Annotated in this window: 17 protein-coding genes; 8 read left to right on the plus strand and 9 right to left on the minus strand. The window is 66.8% G+C overall.

Annotated features, from left to right (window positions below; translation table 11 throughout):
• Window positions 1-103: 103 nt before the first annotated feature.
• The 4 genes from C8E02_RS07660 to C8E02_RS07675 all read left to right on the plus strand — a co-directional run bounded on the left by C8E02_RS07660 (window position 104) and on the right by C8E02_RS07675 (window position 4,341).
• Window positions 104-1,111, plus strand: coding sequence for a class I SAM-dependent rRNA methyltransferase (locus C8E02_RS07660; protein ID WP_120810330.1), 1,008 nt, complete (start codon window positions 104-106; stop codon window positions 1,109-1,111).
• Between the two features lie 78 nt (window positions 1,112-1,189).
• Entirely contained in the window at window positions 1,190-1,687 is a 498-nt protein-coding gene (locus C8E02_RS07665; protein WP_120810331.1) for a M48 family metallopeptidase, read from the plus strand.
• Window positions 1,688-1,817: 130 nt separating this feature from the next.
• Window positions 1,818-3,434 (plus strand): NAD(P)/FAD-dependent oxidoreductase, encoded by a 1,617-nt coding sequence (locus C8E02_RS07670; RefSeq protein ID WP_120810332.1) that lies wholly within the window; start codon window positions 1,818-1,820, stop codon window positions 3,432-3,434.
• A 256-nt stretch (window positions 3,435-3,690) separates the two neighbouring features.
• Window positions 3,691-4,341 carry a YiaD family glycine zipper/OmpA-like lipoprotein gene (locus C8E02_RS07675; RefSeq protein ID WP_245961099.1) on the plus strand — a complete coding sequence of 217 codons (651 nt, stop codon included), beginning with the start codon at window positions 3,691-3,693 and terminating at the stop codon, window positions 4,339-4,341.
• 59 nt (window positions 4,342-4,400) lie between these two features.
• On the opposite strand, the gene C8E02_RS07680 is transcribed toward C8E02_RS07675, so the two are convergent.
• On the minus strand, window positions 4,401-4,835 hold the full coding sequence (locus C8E02_RS07680) for a PaaI family thioesterase (protein ID WP_245961100.1): 435 nt from the start codon (window positions 4,833-4,835) through the stop codon (window positions 4,401-4,403).
• Window positions 4,836-4,941: 106 nt separating this feature from the next.
• Here C8E02_RS07680 and C8E02_RS07685 point away from each other — a divergent pair, with 106 nt between their 5' ends.
• From C8E02_RS07685 to C8E02_RS07695, 3 genes are all read left to right on the plus strand, one after another.
• The gene (locus tag C8E02_RS07685) at window positions 4,942-5,133 is read left to right on the plus strand and encodes a Lar family restriction alleviation protein (protein ID WP_047968144.1); all 192 of its coding nucleotides are present in this window, start codon (window positions 4,942-4,944) and stop codon (window positions 5,131-5,133) included.
• 58 nt (window positions 5,134-5,191) lie between these two features.
• Entirely contained in the window at window positions 5,192-5,917 is a 726-nt protein-coding gene (locus C8E02_RS07690) for a substrate-binding periplasmic protein (RefSeq protein ID WP_047968151.1), read from the plus strand.
• Window positions 5,918-6,104: 187 nt separating this feature from the next.
• Window positions 6,105-6,749, plus strand: a complete 645-nt coding sequence (locus C8E02_RS07695; protein ID WP_047968145.1) for a tetratricopeptide repeat protein — start codon at window positions 6,105-6,107, stop codon at window positions 6,747-6,749.
• A gap of 64 nt (window positions 6,750-6,813) precedes the next feature.
• Here C8E02_RS07695 and C8E02_RS07700 read toward each other — a convergent pair whose 3' ends face one another.
• The gene (locus C8E02_RS07700) at window positions 6,814-8,673 is read right to left on the minus strand and encodes an ABC transporter ATP-binding protein (protein WP_120810333.1); all 1,860 of its coding nucleotides are present in this window, start codon (window positions 8,671-8,673) and stop codon (window positions 6,814-6,816) included.
• Between the two features lie 189 nt (window positions 8,674-8,862).
• Entirely contained in the window at window positions 8,863-10,686 is a 1,824-nt protein-coding gene (locus C8E02_RS07705; protein ID WP_047968509.1) for a phosphoenolpyruvate carboxykinase (GTP), read from the minus strand.
• Between the two features lie 343 nt (window positions 10,687-11,029).
• On the opposite strand from C8E02_RS07705, the gene C8E02_RS07710 reads away from it, so the two are divergent.
• Window positions 11,030-11,311 (plus strand): hypothetical protein, encoded by a 282-nt coding sequence (locus C8E02_RS07710; protein ID WP_047968510.1) that lies wholly within the window; start codon window positions 11,030-11,032, stop codon window positions 11,309-11,311.
• A 64-nt stretch (window positions 11,312-11,375) separates the two neighbouring features.
• Here the strand turns inward: C8E02_RS07710 and C8E02_RS07715 are convergent, their stop codons facing one another.
• From C8E02_RS07715 to C8E02_RS07735, 6 genes are all read right to left on the minus strand, one after another.
• Window positions 11,376-11,600: an HP1242/YdcH family protein gene (locus tag C8E02_RS07715; protein ID WP_047968488.1), complete on the minus strand. Its 225-nt coding sequence runs from the start codon at window positions 11,598-11,600 to the stop codon at window positions 11,376-11,378.
• 290 nt (window positions 11,601-11,890) lie between these two features.
• Window positions 11,891-16,015, minus strand: coding sequence for a DEAD/DEAH box helicase (locus C8E02_RS07720; RefSeq protein WP_120810334.1), 4,125 nt, complete (start codon window positions 16,013-16,015; stop codon window positions 11,891-11,893).
• 80 nt (window positions 16,016-16,095) lie between these two features.
• Window positions 16,096-17,373, minus strand: coding sequence for a glutamate-1-semialdehyde 2,1-aminomutase (gene hemL / locus C8E02_RS07725; RefSeq protein ID WP_120810335.1), 1,278 nt, complete (start codon window positions 17,371-17,373; stop codon window positions 16,096-16,098).
• A gap of 84 nt (window positions 17,374-17,457) precedes the next feature.
• Window positions 17,458-17,799, minus strand: a complete 342-nt coding sequence (locus C8E02_RS17205) for a hypothetical protein (protein ID WP_147424470.1) — start codon at window positions 17,797-17,799, stop codon at window positions 17,458-17,460.
• Between the two features lie 164 nt (window positions 17,800-17,963).
• Window positions 17,964-18,281, minus strand: a complete 318-nt coding sequence (locus C8E02_RS07730; RefSeq protein ID WP_120810336.1) for a thioredoxin family protein — start codon at window positions 18,279-18,281, stop codon at window positions 17,964-17,966.
• A 130-nt stretch (window positions 18,282-18,411) separates the two neighbouring features.
• Window positions 18,412-19,191: a hypothetical protein gene (locus C8E02_RS07735; protein WP_120810337.1), complete on the minus strand. Its 780-nt coding sequence runs from the start codon at window positions 19,189-19,191 to the stop codon at window positions 18,412-18,414.
• Window positions 19,192-19,446: the final 255 nt, after the last annotated feature.

Raw genomic sequence — 19,446 nt, forward strand, 5'->3', positions numbered from 1 at the left:
CACCGGCTGCGACAGCGGTGGTGGTATCAGCGTACAATTCCGCCATTCTCGGCCGGGGCAAGATGACCACCGGCCGCACTTTTTTCAGGAATTGCGAGAAGCCATGTCCACACTGCTGCCCCTGCTGCAAGCCGCCGATGCCCAGCGCACCGCGCTGCTGGCGCAACTGCACGACGAAAACACCAATGCCTACCGCCTGTTTCACGGCAGCGTCGAAGGCCGCGACGGCCTCACCATCGACCGTTACGGCGATGTGCTGCTGATCCAGACCTTCCACACCCCGCTCAGCGACGAAGAGCACCAGACCATCCTCGACCACTACGCGCCGCTGGGCCTGCACGCGGTGTACAACGACCGCAGCGGCAGCAATTCGCGCATCGGCAACCCGCTGCCGGAAGCCGAACTGGCCGAGGCGCAACAGCCGCGCGTGATCAGCGAGCTGGGCGTGAACTACCACTTCGAGGCGCGTCACGACGGCCAGGACCCGTGGCTGTTCCTCGACCTGCGCGCCGGCCGCCGCCGCGTGATGCAGCTGGCCGAAGGCAAGAGTGTGCTCAACCTGTTCGCCTACACCGGCGGTGTCGGCGTGGCCGCTGCCAAGGCCGGTGCCAGCTTCGTGATGAACGTGGACTTCGCCGAATCCAGCCTGCGTGTGGCGCGCGGCAACGCCAAGCTCAACACCCTGGCCACCCGTCCGCGTTGCGTGCAGAGCGACTTCTTCCCGGCCATCCGCCAGCTGTCCGGCCTCGGCCAGGCCAAGATGGTACGCGGCAAGAAAATGCCTCCGTTCCAGCCGCTGGAAGCGCGCCAGTTCGATCTGGTGTTCCTTGATCCGCCGCGTTACGCCAAGAGCCCGTTCGGCGTCGTCGACCTGATCAACGACTACGCGGCGTTGTTCAAGCCGTCGCTGCTGGCCACCGCCGAAGGCGGCATCATCATCTGCTGCAACAACGTGGCGCAGGTGGACGCCGATGCCTGGCTGGACCAGCTCAAGCGCAGCGCGGAAAAAGCCGGCCGCACCGTACGCGACGTGGAGTGGATCTCTCCGGAAGCCGACTTCCCGTCCTTTGACGGCAAGCCGCCACTGAAAATGGTGCTGCTGCACGTTTAAGCACGCCTTCGCCGCTATCCGACAGCGCCCGCCGGGCGCTGTCCCTGTTTCCACCGTCCGTGACCGAACGCTACCCTCATGAGCCAGCCGCTAAGTTATCTGCAAGCCTATCCCGCCGAACTGCTGGACAAGGTGCGCGCGCTGCTGGACCAGGGCCAGCTCGGCCAGTGGATTACCCGCCGCTATCCCGAGCGCCACGACGCCACCACCGACCGCGCGCTGTACGACTACGTGATGGCGCTGAAACAGCGCTACCTGAAGAACGCGCCGCCGCTGGCCAAGGTGCAGTACGACAACAACATGCACCCGGTCAACGGCACGCTGGGCACCAACGCCTTCGTGTCGCGGGTGCAGGGCGGCAAGTTGAAGTCGAAGAACGAGATCCGCATCGCCACCCTGTTCCGCGAGGCGCCGGAGCCGTTCCTGCAGATGATCGTGGTGCACGAGCTCGCGCACCTGAAAGAAAAGAACCACGACAAGGCGTTCTACCAGCTGTGCTGCCACATGCTGCCCGATTACCACCAGCTGGAATTCGACACCCGGCTGTGGCTGACCGCGCGCGAGCTGGAACGCTGACGCACAGGGTTGGCCGCAAGGCCTGCGGCCAAGCTTGCGGCTGACACCCGCGCGCCGCTCGCCTACAATACGCACCCTGTTGATTTGACAACGATTTGCGGCACTACCCGCCGCCCATGAAAGCCCGATTATGTTGCGACTCGCCGAAATCAAGCTGCCGCTTGACCACCATGACTCCGCGCTGCGCGAAGCGGTCTGTGACCGCCTCGGCGTGCCCGACAGCGCCATCCGCGCGCTCACCGTTTTCAAGCGCAGCTACGACGCGCGCCGCTCCTCGCAGCAGCTGATCTACATCGTCGATCTGGACATCGCCAGCGAAGACGCGCTGCTGAAGAAGTTCAAGGGCGACCCGCACGTCGGCGCCACACCGGACATGAACTACTACTACGTCGGCCAGGCGCCGGCGACGCTGCCGTGCCGGCCGCTGGTGGTCGGTTTCGGCCCCTGCGGCATCTTCGCCGCGCTGATCCTGGCGCAGATGGGCTTCAGGCCCATCGTGCTGGAGCGCGGCAAGGAAGTGCGCCAGCGCACCAAGGACACCTGGGGCCTGTGGCGCAAGAACGTGCTGAACCCGGAATCCAACGTGCAGTACGGCGAGGGCGGCGCCGGCACCTTCTCCGACGGCAAGCTGTACAGCCAGATCAAGGACCCGCGCTACCTCGGCCGCAAGGTCATAGCCGAGTTCGTCAAGGCCGGCGCGCCGGAAGAGATCGTCTACGTCGCCAAGCCGCACATCGGCACCTTCAAGCTGGTGACGATGGTGGAGAAGATGCGCGCCACCATCATCGAGCTGGGCGGCGAGATTCGCTTCGAGCACAAGGTCACCGACGTCCTGCTGGAGGGCGACGGCGAGCAGCGCCAGCTGCGCGGCGTGGTGCTGGAAAACGGCGAACAGCTGCTGTCCGACCACGTGGTGATGGCGCTGGGTCACAGCGCGCGCGACACCTTCGAGATGCTGCACGCGCGCGGCGTGTACATGGAGGCCAAGCCGTTCTCCATCGGCTGCCGCATCGAGCACCCGCAGTCGCTGATCGACAAGGCCCGCCACGGCAAGCACGCCGGCCACCCTATCCTCGGCGCCGCCGACTACAAGCTGGTGCACCACGCCAAGAACGGCCGCGCGGTGTACAGCTTCTGCATGTGCCCGGGCGGCACCGTGGTCGCCGCCGCGTCCGAGCCGGGGCGCCTGGTCACCAACGGCATGAGCCAGTATTCGCGTAACGAGCGCAACGCCAACTCGGCGCTGGTGGTCAGCATCACGCCGGAAGACTATCCGGGCGACGGCCCGCTGGCCGGCATCGCGCTGCAGCGCCAGCTGGAAGAGCTGGCATTCAAGCTCGGCGGCGAGAACTACGAGGCGCCGGCGCAGCTGGTCGGCGACTTCCTCGCCGGCAAGCCGTCGACGCAACTGGGTGAAGTGGAGCCATCGTACAAACCGGGGGTGAAGATGAGCGATCTCGCCAGCATCCTGCCGCCGTACGCGGTGGAGGCGATGCGCGAGGCGCTGCCGGCCTTCGACCGCCAGATCCGCGGCTACGCGATGCACGACGCGGTACTGACCGGGCTGGAGACGCGCACCAGCTCGCCGCTGCGCATCACCCGTGGCGACGACCTGCAAAGCCTGAACGTACGCGGCCTGTATCCGGCCGGCGAAGGCGCCGGTTACGCCGGCGGCATCCTGTCGGCCGGCGTCGACGGCATCCGCATCGCCGAAGCGGTGGCGAAAAGCATGCTCGGCCTGCACTGAAGCAGCGCAAGCCATTGCCATCGAAACGCGGCGCGCCCGGCTGGCGCGCCGCATTTTTTGCTGCGACCGCCTGGCGGCCGTGGTAAAACGCCCGTATGCACACGAGTCACGTCGCGGCAATTTTTAGTCGCACGTGCTAAAACCAAGGTTGGCCGCAGAGCCACACACCGGTCCTTGCCACCAACCGGGTCATAACCAGCGCCCGGCACGTATCGGGCGCCCACCTGTTGAAACCCTTGCTTGCAAAGGAACTACCGTGAAGCTTTCCATCAAATCGCTGGCCATCGCCAGCCTCGCCGTCGCCGTTACCGGTTGTGCAGTCAATCCGCAAACCGGCCAGAATGAAATGAGCAAGACCGCCACCTACGGCCTCGGCGCCGCCGCTGCCTGCGGTATCGTCGGCGCGCTGACCCATGGCGGCAAAGGCGCACGCAACTCGGCACTGGCCTGCGGCGCACTGGGTGCCGGTGTCGGCGCCTACATGGACTACCAGGAAAAACTGCTGCGCGAAAAACTGGCCAACAGCCAGGTGCAGGTGCAGCGCGTCGGCGACCAGATCAAGCTGGTGATGCCGGAAAACATCACCTTTGCCACCGGCAGCGCCACGCTGGGCAGCGGCGCGGTGAAGACGCTGGGTGACGTAGCCGGCGTGCTGGCACAGTACGCCGACACCACCATGGTAGTGGCCGGCCATACCGATAGCACCGGCAGCCAGGCGCTGAACCAGAGCTTGTCCGAGCGCCGTGCCGCCGCCGTGGCCAGCGTGCTGCAGCAGCGTGGCGTCGCCGCCGCGCGCATCCGCAGCGTCGGCTACGCCGCAAGCCAGCCGGTAGCCGATAACGGTACTGCCGAAGGCCGCGCCAGGAACCGCCGCGTCGAAATCGCCATCGACCCGATCAAGCAGTAAGCCGTCAGCGCTACCACCACCGCCCCTGCCGCCCTGCGCCAGGGGCGGTTTTTTTGCGCTCAGCGTGGCGGAATGGAGTAGGTGCCGCTGACGTGCGCCACCGGCTCGGCGGCGCCGTCGGAGTACAGTAGCACCTCGCCCACCGCCAGCCGCTGCCCCAGCTTGAGGATGCGGCCTTCGGCGATGATGTCCGCCGGCGGCGGCTTGCGCAGGAAATTGATGTTGAGGCTGGTGGTCACCGCCAGCTCCACCGGGCCGATCATGCCCAGCACCACCGCGTACAGCGTGGCGTCGGCAATCGCCATCAGCGCCGGCCCGGCGACGGTGCCGCCGGGGCGGATCTGCGCCGGATTGAACTGCATGCGCAGCCGGGCCCGGCCGTAGCCGATGTGCTCGCAGCGGATGCCGAACAGCGCGCACAGCGGCAGCGCCTCGTCGATCAGTGCCTGAAAGGCCTGCGGGGTCATGCGTGCTGCCGTGTCGCCATGCATCATCTGCCATCCCTGACTACAGTGAAGTAAGCAGCTTAACAGCCGGCCACGTTGGCCGCAGGCTTTGCGGTATCATCGCCGTCCCTTTCCCTTATCCAGCGAGCCGAACATGAGCGACCTCACGCCCGTTACCCCCAAGCCCTGCCACAAATGCGGCGCCCCCGCCGAGGTGGTCAAAGCCGGCTCGCGCCGTTTCTGGGTGCAGTGCTCGCGTTACGCCGGCCAGGGCACCTGCTCGGCGATCGGCTCGCAGGCCGACAATCGCAAGGAAGCGATCGCCAACTGGAACAAGATCCGCTGACGCGGGCATTGTGCCGGCCATGGTCTAGCATGAAATCAGGATACGGTCGGAGGTGCCTGTGCGCTTATTCCTGTTCTGCCTGCTGCTGAGTGCGGCACTGCCGGCACTGGCCGGCGGCTGGCGCGTGGTCGGCGACGAGCAGTTCGCGCCGTACAGTTTCCAGTACGGCGAAGACCCGCAGCCGCGCGGGCTGGACGTGGAAGTGGTGCAGGCGGTGCTGCGCGAAGCCGGCATCGAATACCAGCTGCGGCTGTATCCGTGGGCGCGGGTGAAGCAGATGCTGGCGCTGGGCGATGCCGAGATGGCGTTCCAGTTCGCCGGCACGCCGGAGCGCAAGGCGCAGTACGAGCTGGTCGGCCCGCTGCGCAGCGGCGCCACCGTGTTCATGACCACGCGCAAGCTGCCGCTGGCCGACTGGCGCCGGCTGGACGACCTGAGGCCGTATGTCGTCGGCCAGGTCAGCGGCTATGCCTACGAGGCCGCCTTTGACAGTTTCGAGCTGGTGCGCGACAGCAGCGCGCAGAATCCGCGCCAGCTGGTCGCCATGCTGCTGGCCGGCCGCATCGACATCATCGTCGGCGACCGCCTGCAGCTGATGCACTTCGTGCGCGAACAGCGGGCAGAGCAGCAGGTACGCATCCTGCCGCGTCCGCTGGTGGAAATGCCGCGCTATGTCGCCTTCGCCAAGGGCGACAGCGCGCGGGCACAACGCTTTGCCAGTGCGCTGCAGCGCCTGCAGCGCGCCGGCAAGCTGGACGCCATTTACCGGCGCTGGGGGCTGTAACAGCGTGTTCACGAGCTGGCGAGCGACGGCGCGACAGGCCGACAAGGACTGAGCAAGCGGCGTTTGCCTGCTGGCAGACACGGCTGTCGCCACTGTTTGAACGCCGTGTCGCCCGCTGCGATCCGGTCGCAGCAGAATCGTGCGCCGCTGCCAAACGCACCCGTGCCCGGACAGGAAGGGGGACACCATGCGACATCTGTCTTTGCTGCTGTGCCTGATACTGGGCTCGACGCCAGCGTTGGCCGCAGAGCCGCCGGCGGTGCCCGGCTGGCAGGACTACCGCGACGGCAAGCTGGCCAGCGCGCGCCAGCACTTCGAGGAAGCGGCCGGTGCCGGTGACCGGGTCGCCGCCTTCAATCTGGCGATGCTGTACTGGCGCGGCGAGGCCGTCGCCACCAGCAAGCCCAAGGCGCTGTACTGGCTGCGCAAGGCAGCCGAGCAGCAGCTGCCGCAGGCCGAGCACGCGCTGGGCATCCTCTACGAAAACGGCGACGCGGTACCCAAATCGCTGACGCGCGCCACCTACTGGTTCGACCGCGCCGCCAACCACGGCCTGATCGTGGCGCAGATCGACCTCGGCACCCAGTTTTTCCTCGGCCGCGGCGCACCGCAGGACTACGCCCGCGCCGCCTACTGGTATGAGAAGGCCGCGGAACAGGGCGACGCCGGCGCGCAATACCTGATCGCCAGCATGTACGAGTACGGCCACGGCGTGCGCCGCGACCTGGAAAGCGCGATCCGCTGGTACGCCAAGGCCGGGGTGCAGGGGGATGTCGCCGCCACGCTGAAGGCCATCGAGCTGGCGAAACAGATCAGCGGCCAGGCGCTGTAGCGCACAGCATGCAAAACGGCGGGGAAACCCCGCCGTTCTGGTCTGCGCCGCGCTCAACCCAAGCTCAACCCAGGCTGAGCGCCGTCTCGTCGTCCTCCGCCTCCTCGCCGAGGAAGCCGCCGCTCTGGTGCGCCCACAGCCGCGCGTACAGGCCGCCGCGCGCCAGCAGGCTGGCATGGTCGCCTTCCTCCACGATGCGGCCCTTGTCCAGCACGATCAGGCGGTCCATCGCCGCGATGGTCGACAGCCGGTGCGCGATCGCCACCACCGTCTTGCCCTCCATCAGCCGGTACAGGCTGCGCTGGATCGCCGCTTCCACCTCCGAATCCAGCGCGCTGGTGGCCTCGTCCAGCAGCAGGATCGGCGCGTCCTTCAGCATCACCCGCGCGATGGCCACCCGCTGCCGCTGGCCACCGGACAGCTTCACGCCGCGCTCGCCGACGTGGGCGTCGTAGCCGCTGCGCCCTTTCGGATCGGTCAGCGTCTGGATGAATTCGTGCGCCTCGGCGCGCTCGGCGGCGGCGATCATCTGCGCGTCGCTGGCGTCATTGCGGCCGTACAGCAGGTTGTCGCGCACCGAACGGTGCAGCAGCGAGGTGTCCTGCGTCACCATGCCCACCTGCGCGCGCAGGCTGTCCTGCGTCACCTGCGCGACGTCCTGGCCGTCGATCAGGATGCGGCCGTGTTCCACGTCGTAGAAGCGCAGCAGCAGGTTGACGATGGTGGACTTGCCGGCGCCGCTGCGACCGACGAGGCCGATCTTCTCGCCGGGGCGGATGGTCAGCGACAGCTCGTCGATCACCGTGCGCGTGCCGCCGTAGCTGAAGCTGACCTGCTCGAAGCGCACCTCGCCACGGCCAACCTTGAGCGGCTGCGCCTGCGGCGCGTCCTTGATCGCCACCGCACGCGACAGGGTGTTGATGCCGTCCTGCACCGTGCCGATGTGCTCGAACAGGCTGGACATCTCCCACATGATCCAGTGCGAGATGCCGTTCAGGCGCAGCGCCATCGCGGTGGCCGCCGCCACCGCGCCGACGCCGACCGCGCCGCGCGTCCACAGCCACAGCGTGGCGCCGGCGGTGCTGGCGATCAGCAGCATGCTCAGCAGGTGGTTGACGATCTCGAAGCCGCTGACCAGCCGCATCTGGCGGTAGGCTGTGTGCAGGAATTCCTGCATCGCGCCGCGGGCAAAGCCGGCCTCGCGCTGGCCGTGCGAGAACAGCTTGACGGTGGCGATATTGGTGTAGGCGTCGGTGATGCGCCCGGTCATCAGGCTGCGCGCGTCGGCCTGCGCGCTGGCGGCCTTGCCCAGCCGCGGCACGAAGTAGGCCAGCGTCGCCACGTACAGCAGCAGCCAGCCGATGAACGGCCACAGCAACGCGGTATCGAAGCTGCCGACCACCGCGATCATGGTGACGAAGTAGATCACCACGAACACCAGAATGTCGGTGACGATCATCACCGTGTCGCGTACCGCCAGCGCGGTCTGCATCACCTTGGCCGACACGCGGCCGGCGAATTCGTCCTGGTAGAAGCTCATGCTCTGGCCGAGCAGGTGGCGGTGATAGATCCAGCGCAGGCGCATCGGGAAGTTGCCGGCCAGGCCCTGGTATTTGCACATCGCCTGCAAGGCGATCAGCAGCGGGCTGGCCAGCAGGATGCCGGCCAGCAGCAGCAGGTTGTGCTTCTGCTCCTGCCACAGCAGCGCCGGCGGCACCTTGCCCAGCCAGTCCACCACCGAGCCGAGCATGGAGAACAGCAGCGCCTCGAAGGCGCCGATGCAGGCGGTGAGCGTGGTCATCGCCAGGATCAGCGGCCGCGTGCCGGCGGTGGCCGCCCAGATGAAGGGGAAGAAGCCTTGCGGCGGTTGCGCGGGCGGGGTTTCCGGATACGGATTCACCCGGCTTTCGAACCATGACAGCATAAAGAACACTCCTTTTCCCGACATAACAGCAAGGTTATGCCAGTACAGGTTATAAAACGGGCTAATGACAATAGCGTTAAGCGTATTAATGCGCAACATCTTTATCGCACTGTAGCGCAGCCGGCCAAGGTTGGCCGCAAACAAAAACGGCTGCCCGCGGGCAGCCGTTTTGCGCAGTAAGGCCGTGCGTCAGGCGATCAGCGCCGCGCTGAGGCGGGTACGCTGCGCCGCCAGTGCCGGCGGCAGGCGGTCGGCCAACTTGGCGAACCATTCGTCGTGCGCCGCCAGCTCGTGCTGCCAGGTGGCGTGGTCCAGCGCCATCAGCGCGGCAAAGCGCTCGGCAGTGACTTCGTCCAGCCCTTCCCAGTTCAGGTCGCCGTGTTCCGGCACCCAGCCCAGCGGGCCGGACACCGCCGCGGCGCGGCCCTGCACGCGGCCGACGATCCACTCCAGCACGCGCATGTTGTCGCCGAAGCCCGGCCACAGGAATTTGCCGTCCTTGTCGGTACGGAACCAGTTGACGCAGAAGATGCCCGGTGCCTGGCTGACGCGCTGGCCGATGTCCAGCCAGTGCTGGAAATAGTCGCCCATGTGGTAGCCACAGAACGGCAGCATCGCGAACGGGTCGCGGCGGGTGACACCCTGCGCGCCAAAGGCGGCGGCGGTGGTTTCCGAACCCATGGTCGCCGCCATGTACACGCCCTCGGCCCAGCCGGCGGCCTGGAACACCAGCGGCACGGTGGAAGAGCGGCGGCCGCCGAAGATGAAGGCCGAGATCGGCACCCCGGCCGGGTCGTTCCACGCCGCGTCCAGCGACGGGCACTGGGTGGCGGCCACGGTGAAGCGCGCGTTCGGGTGTGCCGCCTTGCGCCCGGTCTGCTTGCCGATTTCCGGCGTCCAGTCCTGGCCCTGCCAGTCGGTGAGGTGTGCCGGTGCTTCCTTGCTCATGCCTTCCCACCACACGTCGCCGTCATCGGTCAGCGCCACGTTGGTGAAGATCACGTTCTCGTGCAGCATCGCCATCGCGTTGGGGTTGGATTTCACCGAGGTGCCCGGCGCCACGCCGAAGTAGCCGTTTTCCGGGTTGATCGCGTACAGCTTGCCGTCGGCACCCGGCTTGATCCAGGCGATGTCGTCGCCGACGGTGCTGACCTTCCAGCCGTTGTAGCTCTTGGGCGGGATCAGCATCGCGAAGTTGGTCTTGCCGCAGGCGCTGGGGAAGGCCGCCGCGACGTAGGACTTCTCGCCTTGCGGGCTTTCCACGCCGAGGATCAGCATGTGTTCGGCCAGCCAGCCCTGGTCGCGGCCCATGGTGGAGGCGATGCGCAGCGCGAAGCACTTCTTGCCCAGCAGCGCGTTGCCGCCGTAGCCGGAGCCGTAGGACCAGATCTCGCGCGATTCCGGGAAGTGCACGATGTACTTGGTGTCCGGGTTGCACGGCCACGGCTTGTCGGCCGCTCCGGCGGCCAGCGGCGCGCCCACCGAGTGCACGCACGGCACGAAGGCGCCATCCTTGCCCAGCACCTCGTACACCGCACGGCCCATGCGCGTCATGATGCGCATCGACGCCACCACGTACGGCGAATCGGTGATCTCGATGCCGATGTGCGCGATCGGACTACCGAGCGGGCCCATGCTGAACGGAATCACGTACATGGTGCGACCGGCCATGCAGCCGTCGAACAGGCCGTTCAGCGTGCCGCGCATCTCGTCCGGCGCCATCCAGTTGTTGTTGGGGCCGGCGTCGGCCTTGTGCGCGCTGCAGACATAGGTGCGGTCTTCCACCCGCGCCACGTCGGACGGATCGGAGAAGGCGGCGTAGGAATTGGCGCGCTTGGCCGGGTTGAGGCGGGTCAGGGTACCGGCCTTGACCATTTGCGCCAGCAACTGCTCGTTTTCTTCTGCCGAACCATCCACCCAGTGAATGGCGGCCGGTTTGGTCAGGGCAGCCACTTGGGCAACCCAGGCGATGAGTTCGGAATGCTGAATATAGGACGGTGCTTGCAGCGACATGACAAACCTCGACAACAGGGATGGACAGAGGGGGACAGCTGAGTCCGCCATTGTCGCCGATTTGTAGTCGGCGAGGTTCATCCCGGCCTGCCAAAACGCAAACAACACCAAGTTTTTGCGCGACAAACAGGGATTTGTTGCACGAAAAACAAAAAAATCCGGTAACACTGGTGACGTAAGCCTTAAGTTACGTAAGCGTAAAACTACATCAGCCTGCGCCGCACAAGCCTGGCCGCAACCGCCTGCGCAGTCCGTGTCGCGGCCGCCGGCTGCGACAACGCTTGCCGGCGGCGACCATCGCGTGTTCAATGCAATGACAATGACAAGCCACCAAGGAGCAGACATGGCCTTTGACGAAGCAGTGCACCCCGATCACTTCAGCACCCTGCGCCGCACCCCGTTTCCGCACACACTGATCGAACAGCAGCTGATGCAGATGGGCGGCGGCGGCGTCGCCGGCAGTACCTTCCGTAAGCAGGTGCTGCTGGCCGCCGGCTGGCCGCACGACGGCCTGGTGCCGTTTGCCAAGCACCCGCAGCTGGCCAGTACCACCTTCAACCGCATCCGCCTGCTGCTGGACGGCCACAGCCAGCCGGACACGCTGCTGGCGGCACTGGCTGCTTAAGTCGCCGGCCAGCCATAAAAAAAACCGCCTGTGCATCAGGCGGTTTTTTCATGGTCGGCAGCGATCAGCCGGCGCTGACCGAGGCACTCTTCAGGATCACGTACAGCTCGTCCTTCAGCTGCAGCTTTTCCTTTTTCAGGGTCTCGATCTCCAGCGGCGTGGCCGGGGTGATGTGCGCTTCCATGTTCTTGATCTGCTGATCAAGCTCGTTGTGCTTGTCGAACAGACGGCTGAAGCGGCTGTCTTCGGTTTTCAGCTGGGAAATCAGGTCGCGGAATTCTGGAAACATGGGCAGGCTCCTTGTGGGTGGGTCGTTGCCTGAAACAGGCGGTCGATTTCATGCTACGCCGGCCAACGCCCCCCGATTTGATCCAGCGCAAGCAAGGTCAATGCCCAATGCATGGTGGTGCCGGCAGGCCGGCGCCCGCCATCTCAGAGCCAGTCCACGATCTCGCGCGCTCACGCGAGACAAGGCGAAAACGGCTGAGGAAGCGGCGTTTATCCAGATATAAACCAGCATGCCGAAGCCGTACTCACCGCGCAACGTTTCACGAAGCGCAGCAGATCGTGAACAGGCGCTCAGGCGCCCTTGAGCAGCGCCAGCAACGCGTCGGCATCCAGCCGCGCGCTGACGTCGCCGCCTTCCAGCAGGCTGTCGGCGAGGTCGCGCTTGGCCGCGTGCAGCGCCACGATCTGCTCCTCGATGGTGTGCTCCGCCACCAGCCGGTAGATGGTCACCGGCCGCTGCTGCCCCATGCGGTAGGCGCGATCGGAGGCCTGGTCTTCCACCGCCGGGTTCCACCACGGGTCGAGGTGGATCACGTAGTCGGCGGCGGTCAGGTTGAGGCCGGTACCGCCGGCCTTCAGGCTGATCAGGAAGATGTCGCCCTCGCCGCGCTGGAAGGCGTCGACGCGCTCCTTGCGCGCCTTGGCCGGGGTGGTGCCGTCCAGATACTGGTAGGCGACACCGCGCGCGTCCAGATGCTGGCGCACCAGCGACAGGTGGTCGACAAACTGGCTGAACACCAGCGCCTTGTGGCCGTTTTCCAGCAGTTCGTCGGCGATGTCGGCAAACGCCGCCAGCTTGCTGCCGGCGATGGTGCTGTCCTTCAGCACCAGCTGCGGATGGCAGCAGAATCGGCGCAGCTTGGTGATCTCGGCCAGCACCTGCATCTGCTTGCCGTCGGCCCCCTTCAGCTCGTCCAGCTTGGCCACCGCCTGCTGCCGCATCGCCTCGTACAGGTGCAGCTCGTCGGCCGACAGCGGCACCTTGCGTGTGATCTCGGTGCGCGGCGGCAGCTCGTCCAGCACCTGGGTCTTGGTGCGGCGCAGGATGAAGGGCTGGATCAGCGCCTTGAGCGCCTTTTTCGCGCCCTTGTCGCCGCGCTCGATCGGGTTGCCGAAGCGCTGCGCGAAGCGTTCCTGGCTGCCGAGCAGGCCGGGGTTGAGGAAGCGGAACAGGCTCCACAGCTCGCCGAGGTGGTTTTCTACCGGCGTGCCGCTGGCCGCCAGGCGGAAGCCGGCCTGCAGGTCCATCACCGCCTGCGCGCGCTTGGTGCCGGCGTTCTTGATCGCCTGCGCCTCGTCCAGCACCACGCTTTGCCATTCGATGGCGGCAAAGGCGGCGGCGTCCTGCTGCAGCAGGCCGTAGCTGACCACCACCAGATCCAGCGGCCCGAGGTCGACCAGCGAGCGGAACTGGTGATACGGGCGCACCTTCAGCGTCGGCGCGAAACGCGCCGCTTCCGACAACCAGTTCAGCGCCACCGAGGTCGGTGCCACCACCAGCTGCGGCCCGCCCGGCGCGCGCGCCAGCAGCAGCGCCAGCGTCTGCACCGTCTTGCCCAGACCCATGTCGTCGGCGAGACAGGCGCCGACGCCCCAGTGCGCCAGCCGCGCCATCCAGTCGTAGCCGTCGCGCTGGTAGTCGCGCAGCTCGGCCTGCAGCGTGGACGGCAGCTGCGGCTGGAATGCCTGCAGCGACTGCAGGCGCTCGGCCTGCGCCTGCCACGCGTCGTCGGCGTCGAAATCGCCGACCTCGCCGGCCAGCTCCGCCAGCTGCGCGGCGGCCAGCGCCGACACGCGCAGGCCGTCGCGGCCAACGTGGTCGGCCAGCAGCGCCAGTTCTTCCAGCCGCTTCTTCATCGCCTCGGTCAGCGCCAGCCAGTCGTCGTCGCCAAGCTTGAGGAAGCGCCCCGGCGTGTCGCGCATCAGCTCCAGCAGGTCACGCAGTTGCAGCACGCGGCCGTCGTCCAGCTTTAGCGCGCCATTCAGCACGAACCAGTCGCCCTGCTGCTTGATGCCCAGGCTCAGCTGCGTCAGGCCGCGGCGCGACTTGATGCGCAGGCGCTCGCCTTCCGGCCACACGCACTCCAGCAGCGCGCTGTCCAGCGCCTGCAGTTCGGATAGCACTTCCAGCGCCGCCTGCGGCTCGGCCAGCAGCCACTCCTGGCCGTCGTTGTCGCTGGCGGCCAGCAGCGGACAGGCGGCCAGCACGCTCTTCAGCGCCTTCTGTTCCTTTTTCAGGTTGCGACGAGTCTGGATCGCCTTGCCGTCGCTGTCGCCGACGATGTTCTCCAACCCGGCGCCGGGCTTGCACCAGTTGCCACCCGGCAGCGGCCGCACCAGCAGTTGCAGGCGCAGCCCCTCGCTCAGCGGCAGCAGGTGGGCGTAGATGCGGCCGTCGGCCGGCACGCTGTCGATGTGCGCCGCCAGCTCCGGCATGTCGGTGTGCACCGGCACCAGCGGCGCGATGTCGCGCACCGCCTCCAGCAATTGCGCCTTGGCCGCACGCGGCACGGTCAGCTCCTTGCCGAGGATGGTGGCGATCTGGCGCACTTCCTTGCTGATGCTGTACACCGCCAACCGCGTCGGCGTCGCCTTGTCCCACACGATCTCGCTGTCCGGCGCGATCTTGCCCGGCACCAGCTTGATGCGGATCAGCTCGCCGCTTTCCTGCAGTTGCAGCGCCACGCTGCCGGCGACGATGTCGATGCCGACATCCGGCGCGTCGCTCCAGTACACCGCCGGATGGCCGATCAGCTGCGGCAGCGCCTTTTCGGCGTCGATCTCGTAGATGCTGCTGGCGTGGTAGTGGTGCTCGTGCTGCGCGCGCAGCACCTTGATGATCTGCTGGTCCTGCGGCAGCAGGTAGTCGAGGCTGTCGTCGCCGTCGAACAGGCGGCGCCACGACACGGTGCGGCCGCGGCTCCACTGGTTCTTGGCCGAGCGCTTCTGCTCGCGCGCTTCCAGCATCACGCCGTGAGCGCCGGCGCTGAGCAGCCACGCCAGCCGCGTCTGGCCCTGCACCGCCGTGCTGCGGCTCTCGCTCTTGTTGGGGCCGAGCTGGCGCAGCGCGTGCAGCGCCTGCTGCCACGCTTCCTGGCGCTGGAACGCTTCCAGCAGCGGCTTCAGCCGGTGCTGGCGGTGCCACTCCGGCTGCAGCCGCGGCTGGCCGAACTGCGCCGCCAGCAGGGCGTCCAGCTCGGCGGCCACCCACAGGTAGCCCTCGTCCTGCATCTGTTCGCGGAAGTTCTGCAGCGCCGCCTGCCACTGCGGCGTGCGCGCCTGTTTCACGTCCAGCCAGTACATCGCCAGCGCCAGCAGCAGGCCGTCGACGCCGGTCAGCGTCGAGGCGTCCGGCAAGGTCAGGTTGTTGCTGATGGCGCCGCCCTCGTGCTGCAGCACCAGATGCTGCAACACGTAGTAGCTGTGGCCGAAGTGCTGGCGGATGCCGCTGCTGATCGCCTGCTTCAGCGCGCTGCTGCGCTGCGGGCTGTCCGGGCTGCCCAGCAGCGCGATGCAGTGGAAGGCGTTGAGGTCGGCCGGCAGCTCGATCTTGCGTTTCTGCGTCTGCTCCTTCAGCTCGTCCAGCCACTGCTGCAGCGTGGCCAGGGCCTCGCCGTAACGGCCGGACACGGTGTGCAAAAAGAACAGGCTGCTGATGGCAAAGCCCTCGCCAGCGGCGGCCTCCTGCAGCAGGCGCTGGATGTCGCCGCGCCACAGGAACTGCAGCATCAGCAGGCTGGTGAGCTGGTCCCAGTCGCGGTAGCCGTCGTCCAGCCGCGACAGCGCGTAGCGGTAACCCTCGCGGAAGGTATCGAAGCGGTAGTTGGCCTCCGGCAGGTAGTCCAGCAGCAGCAGCACCTGGATGTCGTCGACCAGCTGGTCGAACAGCTGGCGTCCGGCGGCATTGGCGAACAGGCGCTTGAACGGCGCCTGCGGCAGGCTGCCGCTGTGCAGTGCCGCCGCCTGCTGGTAGCGCTGCAGCCAGTCCTGCGCCGCGCCGACCTGGCCGTGCAGGATCGCCAGCCACAGCCGCAGCTGGATCTGCGCGAGGTCCGGCTTGCCGCGCGCCGCCGGCGACATCGACAGGTGCTCGGTCAGCAGCTCGTCCCAGGCGGTGCGCTCCTGGCGGTCGTGCAGCAGCTGCAGCAGCACGGTATTGCGCGCGCCCGCCGCGATGCGGTACGGCAGGCCGGCGGTGCGCACGACCCAGCCCTGGTGCTCCAGATCGCCGAGGATCTCGCCGAGCTTGTCATTGTTCACCGCCTTGCCCTGCTCGTCGCGGATCAGGTTCAGCTGCAGCAGCGTCAGCAGGTTGGGCCTGGATTCGCCAGCCGGCAGCAAGGCCAGCGCGTGCAGCACGGCCAGATGCGCCGGTGCGAGTTGATCAATGGTGTGGGCGGCAAACAAATCGGTCATTGGCGGCGATCGGGAAATACAAAAACAAAAAAGCCGCACACCCGGTCAAGGGCATGCGGCCAACCTTGGGCAGGGCAAGATTATACGCGGCTCAGCGCACGGCGTGCGGCGGAGATGGTCTGCTCGACCAGCTCGTCGGTGTGGGCGATGGAGATGAAACCGGCCTCGTACGCCGACGGCGCCAGGTACACGCCCTCGTCCAGCATCGCGTGGAAGAAGGCCTTGAAGCGGGTGATGTCGCAGCGCGTCGCCTCGGCGTAGCTGGCCGGCACCGTGTCGCTGAAGTAGAAGCCGAACATGCCGCCGACGCTGTCGGTGCACATGGCGATACCGGCGTCGCGCGCGGCGTCGGCGAGACCGGCGGCCAGGCGGGCGCTGCGGCGGCCGAGGGTGTCGTGGAAGCCCGGCTGCTGGATCAGGCGCAAGGTCGCGAGGCCGGCGGCCACCGACAGCGGGTTACCGGACAGCGTGCCGGCCTGGTACACATTCCCCAGCGGCGCGATCTTGCCCATGATGTCGGCGCGACCGCCGAAGGCCGCCAGCGGCATGCCGCCGCCGACCACCTTGCCCAGCGTGGTCAGGTCCGGGGTGATGCCGTGCAGACCCTGCGCGCAACCCAGCGCCACGCGGAAGCCGGTCATCACTTCGTCGTAGATCAGCACCGCGCCGTGTTGCTCGGTGAGGCTGCGCAGTGCCTGCACGAACTCGGCCGACGGCTTGATCAGGTTCATGTTGCCGGCGATCGGCTCCAGGATCACGCCGGCGATCTTGTCGCCCAGCTCCTTGAAGGTGTCGCTCAGCTGCTGCACGTCGTTGTACTGCAGCACCAGCGTGTGCTTGGTGCAGTCGGCCGGCACGCCGCCGGAGGACGGGTTGCCGAAGGTCAGCAGGCCGGAGCCGGCCTTGACCAGCAGGCTGTCGGAGTGGCCGTGGTAGCAGCCTTCGAATTTCACGATCAGGTCGCGGCCGGTAAAGCCGCGCGCCAGACGGATCGCCGTCATCGTCGCCTCGGTGCCGGAGCTCACCAGCCGCACCTGCTCCACCGACGGCAACAGCTTGCAGATTTCCTCGGCGATCTCGACCTCGCCTTCGGTCGGCGCGCCGAAGGACAGGCCGCCGACGGCGGCATCCTGCACCGCCTTCACCACCTCGGGATGGGCGTGGCCGAGAATGGCCGGGCCCCAGCTGCCGACATAATCCAGGTACTGCTTGTCGTCGGCATCCCAGAAATAGGAGCCCTCGGCACGCTTGACGAAGCGCGGCGTACCGCCGACCTGACCAAAGGCACGCACCGGCGAATTGACGCCGCCGGGAATCACTTGCTTGCCACGTTCAAACAGTTCGAGATTGCGGGACATCGTTTTCCTTTCTGGCGGCATCACACACCGCGCTGGCTAAATGGGCAACGGGCCGCCCGTGGCAGCCCGGCAAAATCCTGTCGGTCACGATACGGCAGCGCGCGCGTCGCGGCGTTGACCTGTATCCAGAAGCGTGCGCCCTGCGCGGGCGTCTGTTATCGAGGCAGGATTGTCCGGCAAATCGCCGCGCAAGGCCACCACCGGGCAGAAACGCAGCGTTCGGCCGGCGCGATGGCGGCCAGCCTTGTCGCGGTAGGCGGTGTTGATTTTTGGCCACGGAAGCACACGAAAGCAAAAGGTGTAGGTCGGGTTAGCGCAGCGTAACCCGACAAGGCTTGCGGCCAACCTTGTCGCGGTCAACGGTTTTGGTTTTTGCCACGGAAGCACACGGAAGACACGGACAAAGGCCAAGGCTTCCTTGGCCACGAAACCCGCGAAAAGACACGAAAATGAAAACGAAAAGCTTGGCCGCAAGCCATGTCGATCGCCAGCCCGTCACGGCAGGGTGCATCACAGGTAGGGTGCGTCACCCGCAGGGCGACGCACCGCAAACCGGTCCGCCGGCAGAAACCAGCGACAAGACCGCCGCGTCACAGCGCCAGCAGCGGCGCCACCTCGTCCACCGTCAGCGGCCGCACCACGCGGTTGAGCTCCACCCCGTCTCGCAGCAGGATCAGCGTCGGCCACAGCTTGACGCGGAAGCTGCGCCCCAGCCGCCGCCCGGCGCCGTCCTCCACCTTGATGTGCGTCAGCGCCGGCTGCGCCGCCAGCGCCTGTTCGATCGCCGGCTGCGCCGCCTGGCAGTGCGGGCACCAGTCGACGCCGAACTCCAGCAGCAGCGTGCCGGGGGTGGCATCTAGCGCCGCGCGCTCCGGCGCGGCGGCGGAATAGGTGGCAACGTAGGGCATCGCGGGCTTCCTTCTGCTATCGGTCAGGCAGTCATGATAGCCGGAAACACGTCCGTCTGAACGCAGCCTGGCCGCAAAGCCGAAACGGCTTGCGGCCAACGTTGGCAACTTAAGCGGTGCGCGACGCGGCTCAGTCATGCGGCCGATGACCGCGCTCCTCCGCCCAGATCACGTGGGTATACACGCGCCAGCCGTGGCCGAAATCCTGCACATAGGTTTCCACCATGCCGCCACGCTGGCTGCGCAACAGCCGCCCCCACTGACCGGGAGTCGCCAGCTCCAGATTGGCCATCGCCGCCGGCATCGCCGCCAGCGTGGTGCTGTCGTCGTCGTGGCTGTAAATGGTCTCCAGCTGCGCGTAGTCGTGAGCATTGGGGTGCTGGTTGCTGTCCGGGCTGCGGGTGTAGTCCATGCAGGAGCCGAGGTTTTCGTTATTGAAGTTCTCGTCCTGATGCCCCAGCCCGAAATTGTGGCCCACCTCCTGGCACATCACCAGCTGGCGCCAGGCCGGCGTGTTGTAGCTGGCGGTCTTGAAGTAGCTGTCGTTGAGCTTGGTGGTGCCCTGCACGATATGGCTGCCGCTGGCCCAAATCTGCGCCAGCCCCAGCCAGCCGTTATTGCCATACGCCGAATTGCAGACCTCGACCCGGCCGCTCGTCGGCCGGCAACGCTTGGCGGTGGTGCCACCGGCCACCATCTGTGTGTCCAGCACCGCAGAGCTGGTCCAGTCCGCCGCCGCCGTTTTGAAGAATTCCAGCCAGTTGCTGTCGACGTTATTGCCCAGCGGCACGGTAAACGGGTTGCCGGTGCGGGCCCAGTGGTAATTGCCCCAGGCATGGCTGGCCTGCGCCAGCGGTGCCGCCAGCAAGGAAGCCAGCAGCGTGCCGGCCAGAAGCGTAGTGCGTGACATGATGCAAGCCCCCGTGAAGTGTCCCCTTCACAGTAATGACCAGCCGCAGCACAAATACAAATGCCATGCAGGCAAAAATCTGCCTTTCATCATGCAATAAAAGTAGAGCGCCATGATGCACCGCCGGCCGGCAGCGCCAAGCGGGAAGCGCCAGACAAACATCATCCGCACAGCGGATAGCAAACCCAAACAAGGTTGGCCGCAAACCAGTGACTGCTTGCGGCCAACCTTGGTCATTCATTCGCGGTAAACGCG

It is taken from the genome of Vogesella indigofera (assembly GCF_003633895.1).
Lineage (GTDB): Bacteria > Pseudomonadota > Gammaproteobacteria > Burkholderiales > Chromobacteriaceae > Vogesella > Vogesella indigofera.

What these genes read in the sequence shown, in the direction of transcription:
- C8E02_RS07680 (WP_245961100.1), bottom strand. Translation starts at nt 4,835, where the DNA reads ATGATGCATGGCGACACGGCAGCACGCATGACCCCGCAGGCCTTTCAG.
- C8E02_RS07665 (WP_120810331.1), top strand. Translation starts at nt 1,190, where the DNA reads ATGAGCCAGCCGCTAAGTTATCTGCAAGCCTATCCCGCCGAACTGCTG.
- hemL (WP_120810335.1), bottom strand. Translation starts at nt 17,373, where the DNA reads ATGTCCCGCAATCTCGAACTGTTTGAACGTGGCAAGCAAGTGATTCCC.
- C8E02_RS07715 (WP_047968488.1), bottom strand. Translation starts at nt 11,600, where the DNA reads ATGTTTCCAGAATTCCGCGACCTGATTTCCCAGCTGAAAACCGAAGAC.
- C8E02_RS07660 (WP_120810330.1), top strand. Translation starts at nt 104, where the DNA reads ATGTCCACACTGCTGCCCCTGCTGCAAGCCGCCGATGCCCAGCGCACC.
- C8E02_RS07735 (WP_120810337.1), bottom strand. Translation starts at nt 19,191, where the DNA reads ATGTCACGCACTACGCTTCTGGCCGGCACGCTGCTGGCTTCCTTGCTG.
- C8E02_RS07695 (WP_047968145.1), top strand. Translation starts at nt 6,105, where the DNA reads ATGCGACATCTGTCTTTGCTGCTGTGCCTGATACTGGGCTCGACGCCA.
- C8E02_RS07730 (WP_120810336.1), bottom strand. Translation starts at nt 18,281, where the DNA reads ATGCCCTACGTTGCCACCTATTCCGCCGCCGCGCCGGAGCGCGCGGCG.
- C8E02_RS07705 (WP_047968509.1), bottom strand. Translation starts at nt 10,686, where the DNA reads ATGTCGCTGCAAGCACCGTCCTATATTCAGCATTCCGAACTCATCGCC.
- C8E02_RS07720 (WP_120810334.1), bottom strand. Translation starts at nt 16,015, where the DNA reads ATGACCGATTTGTTTGCCGCCCACACCATTGATCAACTCGCACCGGCG.
- C8E02_RS07685 (WP_047968144.1), top strand. Translation starts at nt 4,942, where the DNA reads ATGAGCGACCTCACGCCCGTTACCCCCAAGCCCTGCCACAAATGCGGC.
- C8E02_RS07700 (WP_120810333.1), bottom strand. Translation starts at nt 8,673, where the DNA reads ATGCTGTCATGGTTCGAAAGCCGGGTGAATCCGTATCCGGAAACCCCG.
- C8E02_RS07670 (WP_120810332.1), top strand. Translation starts at nt 1,818, where the DNA reads ATGTTGCGACTCGCCGAAATCAAGCTGCCGCTTGACCACCATGACTCC.
- C8E02_RS07710 (WP_047968510.1), top strand. Translation starts at nt 11,030, where the DNA reads ATGGCCTTTGACGAAGCAGTGCACCCCGATCACTTCAGCACCCTGCGC.